At 70.9% G+C, this 13,800-nt stretch carries 9 protein-coding genes; 2 read left to right on the forward strand and 7 right to left on the reverse strand.

Going from position 1 to position 13,800, the window contains the following annotated elements; genetic code table 11:
• Position 1: 1 nt before the first annotated feature.
• The 6 genes from LZP97_RS02935 to LZP97_RS02960 all read right to left on the reverse strand — a co-directional run bounded on the left by LZP97_RS02935 (position 2) and on the right by LZP97_RS02960 (position 11,403).
• Complete coding sequence (locus LZP97_RS02935) at positions 2-3,820, reverse strand: multifunctional oxoglutarate decarboxylase/oxoglutarate dehydrogenase thiamine pyrophosphate-binding subunit/dihydrolipoyllysine-residue succinyltransferase subunit (protein WP_082170353.1); 3,819 nt, start codon at positions 3,818-3,820, stop codon at positions 2-4.
• Between the two features lie 107 nt (positions 3,821-3,927).
• Positions 3,928-7,728, reverse strand: a complete 3,801-nt coding sequence (locus LZP97_RS02940) for an ABC transporter ATP-binding protein (RefSeq protein WP_010592416.1) — start codon at positions 7,726-7,728, stop codon at positions 3,928-3,930.
• A 161-nt stretch (positions 7,729-7,889) separates the two neighbouring features.
• On the reverse strand, positions 7,890-8,675 hold the full coding sequence (locus tag LZP97_RS02945) for an ABC transporter permease (RefSeq protein ID WP_029539874.1): 786 nt from the start codon (positions 8,673-8,675) through the stop codon (positions 7,890-7,892).
• Positions 8,672-9,772: an ABC transporter ATP-binding protein gene (locus LZP97_RS02950; protein WP_048771730.1), complete on the reverse strand. Its 1,101-nt coding sequence runs from the start codon at positions 9,770-9,772 to the stop codon at positions 8,672-8,674. The genes LZP97_RS02945 and LZP97_RS02950 overlap by 4 nt, the downstream gene beginning before the upstream one ends.
• 40 nt (positions 9,773-9,812) lie before the next feature.
• Positions 9,813-10,652 carry an alpha/beta fold hydrolase gene (locus LZP97_RS02955; RefSeq protein ID WP_010592413.1) on the reverse strand — a complete coding sequence of 280 codons (840 nt, stop codon included), beginning with the start codon at positions 10,650-10,652 and terminating at the stop codon, positions 9,813-9,815.
• A gap of 1 nt (position 10,653) precedes the next feature.
• Complete coding sequence (locus LZP97_RS02960; protein WP_026137999.1) at positions 10,654-11,403, reverse strand: hypothetical protein; 750 nt, start codon at positions 11,401-11,403, stop codon at positions 10,654-10,656.
• A 117-nt stretch (positions 11,404-11,520) separates the two neighbouring features.
• Between LZP97_RS02960 and LZP97_RS02965 the strand changes: the two genes are divergently transcribed.
• Both LZP97_RS02965 and LZP97_RS02970 read left to right on the forward strand, forming a co-directional pair.
• The gene (locus LZP97_RS02965) at positions 11,521-12,378 is read left to right on the forward strand and encodes an AraC family transcriptional regulator (protein ID WP_010592411.1); all 858 of its coding nucleotides are present in this window, start codon (positions 11,521-11,523) and stop codon (positions 12,376-12,378) included.
• Positions 12,375-12,776 (forward strand): VOC family protein, encoded by a 402-nt coding sequence (locus LZP97_RS02970; protein ID WP_029539873.1) that lies wholly within the window; start codon positions 12,375-12,377, stop codon positions 12,774-12,776. The genes LZP97_RS02965 and LZP97_RS02970 overlap by 4 nt, the downstream gene beginning before the upstream one ends.
• A gap of 7 nt (positions 12,777-12,783) precedes the next feature.
• On the opposite strand, the gene LZP97_RS02975 is transcribed toward LZP97_RS02970, so the two are convergent.
• Positions 12,784-13,800, reverse strand: coding sequence for a glutathione S-transferase family protein (locus tag LZP97_RS02975; RefSeq protein WP_017681733.1), 1,017 nt, complete (start codon positions 13,798-13,800; stop codon positions 12,784-12,786).

The following is a 13,800-nucleotide window of genomic DNA, read 5'->3' on the forward strand; positions in this document are numbered from 1 at the left end:
CCTACTGACCGAACGCCTTCTCCAGGATCTCCTGCTGCTCGACAGCGTGCACCTTGCTCGACCCCGACGACGGCGCCGACATCGCGCGGCGCGACGCCCGCTTGATGCCCGACAGCTTCTCGGGCAGCATCTCCGGCAGCGCCAGGCCCAGGAACGGCCACGCGCCCTGGTTGGCCGGCTCCTCCTGCACCCAGAAGAACTCGTGCGCGTTCGGGTACCGGTCGAGTGCCTCGGCGATACGGCGGCGCGGCACCGGGTACAGCTGCTCGATCCGCAGGATCGCGACGTCGTCCCGCTTCTCCTTGTCCTTCTTGGCCTTCAGCTCCCAGTAGAGCTTGCCGGAGGTCAGCAGAACGCGGGTGACCTTCTCGCGGTCGCCGCCGTCGCTCTCGTACATCGGCTCCTCGAACACCGAGCGGAACTTACCGTTGGTGAAGTCCTCGAGGTTGCTGACCGCGGCCTTGTTGCGCAGCATCGACTTCGGCGTGAACACCACCAGCGGACGGCGGATCCCGTCGAGGTGATGCCGGCGCAGCAGGTGGAAGTAGCTTGCCGGGGTGGACGGCATGGCCACCGTCATCGAACCCTCCGCACACAGCTGCAGGAACCGCTCGATGCGGCCCGAGGTGTGGTCCGGGCCCTGGCCCTCGTGGCCGTGCGGCAGCAGCAGCACCACGTCGGAGAGCTGGCCCCACTTGGCTTCGCCGGAGGAGATGAACTCGTCGATGATGGACTGCGCGCCGTTGACGAAGTCGCCGAACTGCGCCTCCCACAGCACCAGCGCCTCGGGGTTGCCCACGGAGTAGCCGTACTCGAAGCCCAGGCCCGCGAACTCGGTGAGCGCCGAGTCGTACACCATGAACTTGCCGCCCTTGCCGCCCTCGGCCGCGACCTGCTGCAGGGGGGTGTACTCGGCGCCGGTCTTGCGGTCGATGAGCACCGCGTGACGCTGGGTGAACGTGCCGCGGCGCGAGTCCTGGCCGGCCAGACGCACCAGCGCGCCCTGCTCGACCAGCGAACCGAACGCGAGCAGCTCGGCGTACGCCCAGTCGATGTGGCCCTCACGGGACATCTCGCGACGCTTCTCGATGACTGGCTTGACGCGCGGATGCACGGAGAAGCCCTCGGGGACGTTGACGAACGCGTCGCCGATCCGCTCGAGCACCGACTTGTCGACCGCGGTGGTCAGCTTCGCCGGCGGCGTCTGGTCGAGCTCGACCGACTCGGACGGCTCCGGCTTGAACTTTTCGAGCTCGCGGACCTCGTTGAAGACCCGTTCGAGCTGGCCCTGGTAGTCGCGCAGCGCGTCCTCGGCCTCTTTGAGCGAGATGTCGCCACGACCGATGAGGGACTCGGTGTAGCTCTTGCGGACGCTGCGCTTGGTGTCGATCACGTCGTACATCGCCGGCTGCGTCATCGACGGGTCGTCGCCCTCGTTGTGGCCGCGACGGCGGTAGCAGATCATGTCGATGACGACGTCCTTGTTGAACTTCTCGCGGAAGTCCACGGCGAGGCGGGCCACCCACACGCACGCCTCCGGGTCGTCGCCGTTGACGTGGAAGATCGGCGCGCCGATCATCTTCGCGACGTCGGTGCAGTACTCCGACGACCGCGAGTGCTCGGGGGCCGTGGTGAAGCCGACCTGGTTGTTGACGACGATGTGCACGGTGCCGCCGGTGCGGTAGCCCCGTAGCAGCGCGAGGTTGAGGGTCTCGGCCACGACACCCTGGCCGGCGAACGCCGCGTCACCGTGCAGCAGCAGCGGCATGACGGTGAAGCCACCCTCGCCCTTGTCCAGGATGTCCTGCTTGGCGCGCACGAGGCCCTCGAGGACCGGGTTGACGGCCTCGAGATGCGACGGGTTCGCCGTGAGCGAGACGTTGATGTCGTTGTCGCCGAACATCTGGATGTAGTTGCCCTCGGCGCCGAGGTGGTACTTCACGTCGCCGGATCCGTGGGCAGCGGCCGGGTTCAGGTTGCCCTCGAACTCGGTGAAGATCTTCGAGTACGGCTTGCCGACGATGTTGGCCAGCACGTTCAGGCGGCCGCGGTGCGGCATCGCGATGGCGACCTCGTCGAGCTCGTGCTCGGCGGCCTGGTCGATGATCGCGTCCATCATCGGGATGACCGACTCGGCGCCCTCGAGCGAGAACCGCTTCTGGCCGACGTACTTGGTCTGCAGGAACGTCTCGAACGCCTCGGCGGCGTTGAGGCGGCTGAGGATGTACTTCTGCTGTGCCACGGTCGGCTTGACGTGGTGCGCCTCGACGCGCTCCTGCAGCCACTGCTGCTGCTCGGGGTCGAGGATGTGGGTGTACTCCACGCCGACGTGGCGGCAGTAGGCGTCCCGCAGCACCGACAGCACGTCGCGCAGCTTCATGCGCTGCTGCCCGTGGAAGCCGCCGACGTTGAACTCCCGGTCGAGGTCCCAGAGGGTCAGGTCGTGGGTGGTGACGTCGAGGTCCGGGTGCGACCGGAACTTGTCCTTGACGAACTGCAGCGGATCCGTGTCGGCCATCAGGTGGCCGCGGCTGCGGTAGGCGGCGATCAGCTCGAGGACGCGGGTGCTCTTGTCGACGGCGCCTTCCGGCACGTCCTTGCGCCAGCGGACCGGCTCGTAGGGGATGTGCAGCGTGTGGAAGATCTCGTCGTAGAAATCGTCGCTGATGAGCAGGTTGTGGACGGTCCGCAGGAAGTCGCCGGACTCCGCGCCCTGGATGATGCGGTGATCGTACGTGGAGGTCAACGTCATGAGCTTGCCGACGCCGAGCTCGGCGATGCGCTCGTCGGAGGCACCCTGGAACTCGGCCGGGTACTCCATCGCGCCGGCGCCGATGATGGCGCCCTGGCCCGGCATCAGGCGGGGCACCGAGTGCACGGTGCCGATGCCGCCCGGGTTGGTCAGCGAGATGGTGACCCCGGAGAAGTCCTCGGCGGTGAGCTTGCCGTCGCGCGCACGACGGACGATGTCCTCGTACGCGGAATAGAACTGCGCGAAGTTCATCGACTCGCAGTTCTTGATCGCGGCGACGACGAGCGAACGGTTGCCGTCCTTGCCGGCCAGGTCGATGGCCAGCCCGAGGTTGGTGTGCGCGGGGGTGACCGCGTTCGGCTTGCCGTCGATCTCGGCGAAGTGGCGGTTCATGTTCGGGAACGCCTTCACCGCCTGCACGATGGCGTAGCCGAGCAGGTGGGTGAACGACACCTTGCCGCCGCGGGTACGGGCGAGGTGGTTGTTGATGACGATCCGGTTGTCGACCATCAGCTTCGCAGGGATGGCGCGCACACTGGTGGCGGTCGGGATCGAAAGCGAGGCGTTCATGTTCTTCGCGACGGCAGCAGCAGCGCCACGGAGAACCTTGGACTCTTCCTGGGTAGCCGAAGCGGCGGGCTTCGCGGGGGCCGGCTTGGCGGCGGGCTTCGCGGGGGCCGGCTTCGCGGCCGCCGGCTTGGCGGCGGGCTCGGCCGGCTTCGGAGCGGCCTTCGCCGGGGCGGTGCCGGCCTTCGCCGGGGCGGTGCCGGACTTCGCCGGGGCGGTGTCGGACTTCGCCGGGGCGGGGGTGGCCTTCGGCGGAGTCTCGGCCGGGGCGGCCTTCGAGGCGGGAGTGGATTCGGTGGAGGTCGGAGCGGAACTCTGCGCCGGACGCTGGGTCTGCGTGGCACCGTTCGCGCCACCTGCGACCGCCGCCTCCGGGGAGTAGTCCGTCAAGAATTCGTGCCAGCTGGCGTCCACGGACGACGGATCGTCCTGGAACCGCTGGTACATCTCGTCAACCAACCACTGGTTCTGTCCGAACTGGGAAGTAGAGCTGCTGCTCACGGCAGTTGTTCGCCTCGTTTCTTTCTTCGGTACCCGATCGGAGTGCCTATGTATATGAGGCTAGCCCGCGACTGTGACGAACAAAAAAGCTCTGCCACGGTCGAGACCTACCTCACAATCTCTGAGTCGACGGGGTCCCCATCGACGACGGTTCTCGACAGCCGATTATTCCCTGCCCGCATTTGGGCCGCATCACAGAGGGTCGTGTACACGCCTCCGGCGTGACGCAGCGCGTCGTGCGATCCGGTCTCCACGATGCGCCCGCCGTCGACCACCACGATCAGGTCGGAGCGGGCCGCGGTCGCCAATCGGTGGGCCACCACCACGGCGGTGCGGCTGCGGGTCACCGACTCGCCCGCCGCGAGCACCGCGCGTTCGGTGCCCGGGTCGAGAGTCGCGGTGGCCTCGTCGAGCAGCAGCAGGTCCGGATCGACGAGTTCGGCCCGGGCCAGCGCGACGAGCTGACGTTGCCCGGCGGACAGGCCTTGCCCCCGCTCGCCGACGGGGTGCAGCATGCCGCCCGGCAGACCGGCGATCATGTCGAGCGCCCCCACTGCGCGGGCCGCCGCCTCGATCGCCGTGCGCTCCGCGTCGGGCCGCCCGTAGGCGATGTTGCTCGCGACGGTGCCGGTGAACAGATGCGCTTCCTGCGGGACGACGCCGAGCCGGGCCCGGTACTCGGGCAGTCGGTAGCCGCGCAGGTCGACGTCGTCCACGCGCACCGAACCGGACGTCGGATCGTAGAACCGGGCCAGCAGTTTGACGATCGTGGACTTGCCGGCCCCCGTGCGTCCGACCAGTGCCACCGTCGAACCGGCCGGTAAGTGCAGGTCCACGCCGGTGAGCGCGTCCGCGTCGGCACCCGCGTAGCGGAACCCGACCTGCTCGAGCCGTACGTCGCCGCGCAGATGTCCCGGGATCGGCACCGTGCCGGTGCCGCCCGTCTCGAGGGAACTCTCGGTCCGCAGCAGGTCACCGATCCGGCGCAGTCCCACCCGGGCCTGCTGATAGCTGTCGAACACCTGCGACAACTGCTGGATGGGACCGAACAACAGACCGAGGTAGAGCACGAATGCGACGAGCACGCCCGCGGTCGTCGCGCCCGACGCCACCTCCCGGGCCCCGACGAACACCACCGCGGCCAGCGCGAGGTCGGACAGCAGCGCGATGAACGGGAAGTACAGCGAGATGGCCCGCTGGGAGCGCATCCGGCTGCGCCGGTACGCATCGGCGCGTTCGGCGAACCGGCGGGCCGCGAATTCCTCGCGGCGGTATGCCTGGGCTGCCCGCAACCCGGTGATGTTCTCCTGGAAGTCCGCATTGACCAGCGAGATGCGTTCACGGGAGACCGAGTAGGCCGTGGACGAGACCCGCCGGAACCACAGTGTCGCCGCGAGCAGCGGCGGCACCACCGCCAGCGCCACCAGCCCCAGGGTGAGGTCGGTGGCCAGCAGGGCGACGGAGATCCCGGCCAGCGTCAGCACGCTCACGACCGCCGTGGACAACCCGGTCTGGATGAACGACGAGAGTGCGTCGACGTCGGTGGTCATCCGGGTCATGATGCGGCCGGACAGTTCCCGCTCGTAGTAGTCCAGCCCCAGCCGCTGCAGGTGCGCATAGCTGCGCACCCGCAACCCGAACAGCACCCGCTCACCGGCACGCGCGGTGAGCACGGTGAGCAGCGCCACTACCAGCCACGCCAGCAGCGCCAGCGCGGCACCCACGGCGGTGGCCGCCCACAACGGGCCGGGTTCGCCCGGCGTGACGCCCCGGTCGACGGCGTAGCGCACGATCGACGGGAACGCGATCGACGTCAGCGACTCGACCGCCAGGCACAGCACCACCGCCGCCAGCAGCCACCGCACCGGCCGCAGCGTCCGGGAGAGGCGGAACTCGGGGTCGGGGCGCCGCAGCTGTGCCGTGTCCAGCCCCGGTCGCTCGGTGGCCGGGGGCAACGCCTCGACCGCCCGGCGCAGCGCCGGCGTCGGGGCGACCGACCCGAGGGCGCCGCTCATCGGACCGCCGCCGCGGCCGCCACCGCCCGGGCCCCCCTGCGGTGCGGCCGCCCGCACCACGACCGGATCGGAGCCGGGCGCCGCCTCCGGCCACAATGCGCCGAGGGCGTGCCCGTCGGTGCGCTCCGGCTCGGGCGCCTCGTCCTCGTCGCCAGTGAGCAGGGCCCGGAACAGGGCATTGCGCGTCTCGAGTTCGTGGACCGTTCCGGAGTCGGCCACGCGGCCGCCGTCGAGCACCGCGACCCGGTCGGCGAGGGAGAGCGTGGACCGCCGGTGCGCGAGGATCAGCGTGGTGCGCTTCGGGCGTGCCCGCAGCGCCGCGAAGATCGCGGCCTCCGTCTCCGCGTCCACGGCCGAGGTCGCGTCGTCGAGAATCAGCACCCGAGGATCGAGCAGCAACGCACGGGCCAGCGCGACCCGCTGCCGCTGCCCACCGGAGAGCGTCAGCCCCCGCTCGCCGACCACGGTGTCGTACCCCTCGGGGAGCGCCTCGACGAACTCGTCCGCGCACGCCGCCCGCGCGGCGGCGCGGATCTCCTCGGCGCTCGCCTCGGGCCGGCCGAGCGCGATGTTCGCGGCGATCGTGTCCGAGAACAGGAACGGCTCGTCGAACACCAGGCTCACCGCCTCGCGCAACTGCTCGGCACGCAGGGCCCCGACGTCGATTCGTTCGCCGTCGGCGGCGGTGACGTACACCGTCCCGGACTCGGGGGCATAGAACCGGGGTAGCAGCAGCGACAGCGCGGTCTTGCCGGAGCCGGCGGCGCCGACCACGGCGACGGTCTCGCCCGGCGCCAGTTCGAGATCGAGACCGTCGAGGACGGGCCGGCCGGGCTCGAAGCCGAAGGTCACCGAATCGAGGACCAGCCCGAGCGGTCCCTCCGGCAACGGCACCGGGTGCGGCGGGTCGGCGACGTCGGGTTCGGTGTCGATCACCTCGTACACCCGCTCGACCGCCGCCCGGGAGAGCTGCGCCATGATCACCACCGACGACAGCGTGCGGGTGGTCGCCGTCATCGTCGCCAGGTAGGCGGCGAACGCGAGGAACGTGCCGACGGTGACGGTGCCCTGCAGGGCCAGCCAGCCGCCGAGCGCGATCACGGCGACGAGCCCGAGCTGCGGGATGGCCCCCATCGGGGCGGCGAACGCGGCGTTGATCCGGGCGGCGCGCATGCGCTCGGCGTAGAGGGCGCGACCGTGCTGTTCGAGCTGGTCGACGGCGCGGCCCTCCTGCCCGAACCCCTTGACCACCCGCACCCCGGTGACGGTCTCCTCCACGTGCTGGGCCAGGTCGGCGGCGCGTTGCTGCGCCGACCACGTCGCCGCGAACAGCTTGGGCCGGACGAGGGCCACCACCCCGGCGATCACCGGCACGGTGACGAGGGCGACCAGGGTCAGCAGCGGGGAGAGCACCGCCATGATCACGAGTGCCAGGACGAACTGCAGCAGCGCCCCCGCCGACATGGGGACCATCGCGAGCAGACCCTGGACGAGTTGCAGGTCGGTGATGGAGCGCGACACCACCTGCCCGGTGCGGATCTGGTCCTGGCCGCGTCCGTCGAGCCGCTGCAAGGAGGCGAGCAGACCGAGCCGCAGGTCGTGCTGCACGTCGAGGGAGAGCCGGCCGGCGAGCATCCGCCGGCCGTACTGGCACCCGAACCGCACCACCGCGCCCCCCGCGATCGCCGCCGCCGCCAGACCGATCAGCTGCAGGTCGTGCCCCTCCGGGTGGGTGGCGCTGTCGAGTGCCAGCTTGGTCAGCAGCGGGAAGGTGATGTCGATCAGTGCGGCGACGACGGTGACGGTCAGTGCGCCGAGCGCGACGCGGCGGTGCTGCCAGGCCTCCGCGCCCAGCCGACGGATCCAACCGGGGGAACGCGCGTCGTGTGCCATCGCTTTTCGACATTAGCCCCGGCGGCCGACAGGACGCGGGCCACGGTCACGGCTCTCCACGATCCGCTTCCGTCGAAGCGGATCCACTCGGCCCTTCGGAATCCGCTCCGTGCGCGACCGGCGCGAATTCGCAACGAGCGGACGAATCCGCGCAGAGGGAATCAGACGATGTCGCGGGTACGGGTACGCCACCAGCCGAGGCCGCACAGCAGTACCGTCCAGCCGAGCAACCCCAGCGGCGCCGCCGGCCACGTCACAGCCGGGTCGACCTCCTCGGGCAGGTCGATGGCCGTGAACACCGTGTACCAGGTGAGCTGTCCGGGCAGCAGCCGGGCGAGCGCACCCGCCCCGAGACCGTCGAGGATCAGCGAGACGATCAGCTCCCCGAACGGAACCCAGGCGGTGATCGCCAGGACGCTGCCGGCCGTCGAACCGGTGAGCAGGCCGAGCCCCGCGCCCATGAGGGCCCACAGCATCGCGGCGAACAGGCCGGCGCCGAGGACCGCGGCGACATTGCCCGCCCCCGAGCCGTCGCCGGACGGTCCGCCGCCGAACATCAGGACGGTCAGCACCGACACGGTTTCCACCACCACGCAGTACAACAGGCCGAACGCGACCGCCGTCGTCAGCTTGGCGGCGACGACCCCGTCGCGGCCGCGGGCGGTCAGGAAACTGGTGACGATGGTGCGGTGCTGGAACTCGCTGCCCGTGTTGACCACCCCGAACAGGGCCGCGAACAGGAACACCAGCGCCAGTGCGACCGCGACACCGATCGCGGCGGCGGCGGCTTCGGCGAAGTTCTCGCCGACGAGTCCCTCGAGGGTGGTGAGGATCGGCAGGGTCAGAGCCCCCGAGAACAGGCCCACCACCGCCGGGGCGATCCCGAGGATCCACCAGTAACGCAGGCCCAGGACCTTACGGAACTCGGCCGTCAGCAACGCAGTCAACGGGGTCCTTCCCAACCGGTCGGCGGATGAGGCTGTGGGGAGTGCGGGAACTGCCCCGGGTACGGCGGCTGTTGCGGGGGCTGTGGGAACTGCCCCGGGTACGGGGGCTGTGGAGCCGGCGGTCCCTGCATCCCCCACCCGGGCGCGGCACCCACGTACTGCCCCGCCGTCATCGCCAGGAACACCTGCTCGAGGTCGATGTGCTCGACGCTCGTTCCGAAGACGGTCACGCCGTACGCGGTGGCGAGCTCGGCGACACGCTCGGGTTCCACCCCGACGATCGCGAGCCGCCCGTCGGACTGGACCTGCGCGTCGGTGTGGCCCGATGCGGCGAGAGCCGTCGCCAGGCGGGCGGGATCGGAGACGGCGACGAGGACCCGGGCTCGATGCGCATGCCGCAGATCCGCCGTCGTGCCCTGGTGCACGAGCCTGCCGCGGCTGATGATCACCAGACGGTCGGCCGTCTGCTCGACCTCCCGCAGGATGTGACTCGAGATCAGCACGGTGCCCCCGGAGCGGGCGTAGCCGAGCAGGAAGTCGCGCAACCAGGCCATGCCTTCGGGGTCGAGGCCGTTCGCCGGTTCGTCGAGCACGAGGTAGCGCGGTTCGCCGAGCAGCGCGGTGGCCAGCGCCAGCCGCTGCCGCATGCCGAGGGAGAACTCGCCGATCCGCCGGCGGGTCGCCGCGGCGAGCCCGGTCAGGTCGAGGACGCGCCGCACCTGTGCCGACGGCACGCCGATCGCCGCGGCGTACACCTCGAGATGGGTGCCGGCGGTGTGCTTGGGATGGAAGCTCTGCGCGTCCAGCACCGCACCGACCACCCGTGCCGGGTGCGGCAGCGAGGTGAAGGGCACCCCGTCGACGAGCGCGACACCGGCCGTCGGGCGCACCAGGCCGAGCAGCATCCGCAGGGTCGTCGTCTTCCCGGAACCGTTCGGCCCGAGAAATCCCGTGATCGAACCTGGCGGCACGGAGAACGACAGGTCCGACACCGCGGGTACGTCGCGGAAGTTCTTCCACAGGCCCTGCACGGCGATACCCGCCGCGGGCGCGTACCCGGCGCCGGCGGCCGGCTCCGTCGGGAACGGCGCTGTCATCGACTCCCTCTCTGGTGGGTCCTGCTCGGACCCCGAGAGCCTACGTGCCCGGCGCGGCAGGCCGGGAGAAGGACCGCTCGAGGAACGGCAGCACCAGTTCGAGGAATTCGCTGGGGGAGTCGAGCTGCGGGCAATGCCCGGCGTCCGGAATGATCGCGACCCGCCGTCGGGCGCCAGTATGCACCCGGCCCGCGGCGCGCGCCGGGGTGATCAGATCCCGCTCACCCCACACCAGCAGTGCCGGCACGGACAGGGAGTTCACCATTTCGGGGATGGGCAGCCGGGCCAGTTCGGGGATCACGGCCCGGCCGACGGCCAGCAGGGTCTCGATGCTGCGCCGGCTCGCGTAGTTCGCCGCGAACGCGGTGCGGGTGTCGACGCCCAGCCGGTCCGGACGGTGCAGCGCCGCACGGGCGTAGAGAGTGGCGACGGCGAACTGCACCAGGGCGGGCGGCACGGGCCGGGACAGCGCGCGCGACACCATGTCCAGCGGCAACCGCGCGCCGCTCGACCAGCTGCGCGGGATCCCGGCCATCCCCGGCATGTCGGCGAGCACGACGCCGTCCACCCGGCCCGGATACGTCGATGCGAACGCCAGCGAGGTCACCGCTCCCAGCGAATTGCCGATCAGCGCCACCGGATCCGCGCAGTCGGCGATCACCTCGGCGACGGTGTCGACATAGTGATCCAGCACCGGCGCCCGCCAGTGTCCGGCGCTGCGGCCGAATCCGGGCAGGTCGACGGTCAGGACCCGGTGGCGCTCGGCCAGCGCCGGGACCACCTTGCACCAGGTGCCCCCGTGATCGGAGTATCCGTGCAGGAGAACCACGGTGCGGGTGCCGGATCCGCTCTCGCGCACGAACACCTTGCCCGCGGACATGTCACCAGCCGGTCAGGGGGGAGGACAGCGCCTGCCAGTTCGGATCCCCGTCCGGTCCGGACGCTGCGCCGGTGAGCGGTGGACGCTGCGACGGCCACTGCGCCGGCGGCGGCCCGAACGCGTCCCGGGCGTTCGCGATGACCCGCTTGCCCAGCGCGCGGTTGCCCGCGCCACCGATCGCGGCACCGATGCCGGCGGGCACGAGCTTGCCGAACACCAGGGCGCTGCGCTTGGCGAGGTACTTGCGGACGAAGGTCCGCACGAGCGATTTGTTCACGGACTTCAGCTGGGCACCGGGGATCTTGCCGGTGAGCGCCGACGTCCACGTCTTCGCGGTCGTGCCGGTGGCGCGCTCGACGATCTCCATGCCGGCTTCGCCCAGTGCCACGGCGAGCACGAGGGCGCGGCGCTGCTCGTGCTGGTGCGGTTCGATCCCGTGCACCGATGCCACCGCCAGGGTCAGCAACGCGGCGGCCTCGAGGAAGAACGCGGTCTCGGCGCCGACCGCGGCGATCGACGCGAGTGTGCCGATCCCGGGCACGGTCGCCGCGGCGCCGGCCGCCGTGCCGCTCCCGGTGACTCCGTTGAGGAAGGTCTTCTCCAACCGCCTGATGATCTGCTCGGGAGTCTCGTCGGGATGGGCACGCCGCGTCAGGTCGACGTAGCGTGCCACCGCGGGCGCTTGCAGCCTGCTGCCGTTGTCCAGGAGCGTGACGAGATACTTCTCCACGCGTCCTACCCTGTCGCTCATCGTTCCGTCCTCGATCCTCCCGGCCCTCCCGGGCCTGCATACACCGCCGTGAGTTCCACGGCTGCTCACCCTGTGTACCCCGTGGGCGTGGCGTCTATCCGTGTTTACCCTGGGACCGTGACCGGCATCTCGGACGGTGCCCGGCGGCGGCCCGCCCCGCCGCTGTGCCCCTACGTGCGCAGTTACGACGGGTACCGGCTGACGGGATTCGCCCCCGGTACCCACCTCGGTCTGCCGTCCCCGGACCTGACCGTCGTGCTCACGATCGGTGCCCCTGTCGAACTCGCGCGGGCCGCGGCACCGGGTCAGGGCCCCGGCCGGTTCGGTGCGCTCGCGAGCGGCCTGGCCACCACCGCCGTCACCATCGCCCACGACGGCAACCAGCACGGAATCCAGCTCGCGCTCACCCCGGCGGGAGCCCGGGTGTTGCTGGGGGTGCCCGCCGGTGCACTCGGCGCGTGGGTCGTCGATCTCGAGGACGTGCTCGGCGCCGCCGCCCGGGAACTCGGCGAGCGGATCGCCGCCGCTGCGGGGTGGGAAAGCCGATTCCGGGTCCTCGACGAGGTGCTCGCCCGGCGGCTCGCCGCCGAGCACGGCGAGATCGATCCACACCTGCGTCACGTGTGGCGCAGGCTGCAGGATCCCCGCACCCCCGGTGTGCGGATCGCCGACCTGGCCGACGAGATCGGTTGGAGTCGAAGGTATCTGAACGCACGATTCACCGCCGAGTTCGGGGTGGGGCCCAAGGAGGCGGCGCGGGTGGTCCGGTTCGACCGGTCCCGTCGGCTGCTGCGCCGGCCCGGACCGCACGTGCTCGCCGACGTGGCCGCCCGGTCCGGGTTCTACGATCAGGCCCACCTCGCACGGGAATGGCGCGCGATCGCCGGGGTTCCGCCGTCGCACTGGCTGCGCGACGAGCAGTTCCCAATCGTCCAAGACGGCGACCCGGCTGCCGACGAACACTGGCAACCATGACTACGACAGCACTCACCACACCCGTGTGGCCCTGCCTCTCCTACACCGATGCCCGGGCGGCGATCCGCTTCCTCGTCGACGCGTTCGGTTTCACCGAGAACGCCGTCTACGGCGACGGCGGGCGCGTCGACCACGCCGAGCTGCGCTGGCCGCACGGCGGCGGCGTCATGCTCGGCTCGGCCGGCCGGGGCGGCCCGATCGAGATACCCGCCGGCACCGGCTGCATCTACCTCGTCCTCCCCGACGCCCCCGCGGTCGACGCGCTGCACGCCCGCGCTGTGGCCGCCGGTGCCACGGTCGTCCTCGGCCTGCACGACACCGACTACGGATCGCACGACTTCACGTGCCGGGACCCGCAGGGGGTGTACTGGAGTTTCGGAACGTACGCGGGCGCGTGAGTCGGACTCAGGCCGGCACCGCCTCCTGCGCCCGCGGCGGGGGCGGCGGCGTGCCGTCCCCGAACGGCGTGCCGCCCAGCTCTTCCCGGCCGTGCGGGGTCAGCCATCCGCTCGGGTCGGGGCCCTTCGGCACGATCTGCGTCGGATTGATGTCGGTGTGCACGATGTAGTAGTGCTGCTTGATCTGCCCGAAGTCGATGGTGTCGCCGAAACCGGGCGTCTGGAACAGGTCCCGGGCGTACCCCCACAACGCCGGCATGGACGCCAGCAGATTCCGGTTGCACTTGAAATGCCCGTGGTAGACGGCGTCGAAGCGGGCCAGCGTGGTGAACAGCCGCACGTCCGCCTCGGTGATCGTCTCGCCCACCAGGTACCGACGGGAGCCGAGCCGTTCCTCGAGCCAGTCCAGCCGCGCGAACAGCCGGTCGAAGGCACGGTCGTACGCGCGCTGGGACCCGGCGAACCCGCACCGGTACACGCCGTTGTTGACGTCCTGGTAGACGAGCTCGGCGACCTCGTCGATCTCGTCGCGCAGCGGTTCCGGGTAGAGGTCGGGGGCGCCGTCGCGGTGCAGTGCCGTCCACTCCGTGGCGAAGTCCAGGGTGATCTGCGGGTAGTCGTTGGTGACCACGCGGCCGGTGGGCACGTCGACGACGGCGGGCACCGTGATCCCCCGGGAGTACTCGGGGTCCCGCGCGAAGTACGCGTCCTGCAACCGCGGGATCTGCAGCACCGGATCCACCCCGCCCGGGTCCAGATCGAACGTCCAGCTGCGCTCGTCGTGCGTGGGGCCGCACAACCCCAGCGACAGCGCGTCCTCGAGCCCCAGCAGCCGCCGCACGATGAGCGCGCGGTTCGCCCACGGGCAGGCGCGGGCCGCGATCAGCCGGTACCGGCCGGCCTCCACCGGGTACCCGTCGCGCCCGTCGGCTGTGATGCGCGTGGTGATGTAGTGCGTGTCGCGGCTGTACTCGGCGCCGGGCGTGACGTACCCGTCCCCGTCGCCTCCCGAGTGCTCGTTCAC

The sequence above is a fragment of the Rhodococcus sp. DMF-1 genome, from assembly GCF_021441945.1.
GTDB lineage: Bacteria > Actinomycetota > Actinomycetes > Mycobacteriales > Mycobacteriaceae > Rhodococcus > Rhodococcus ruber.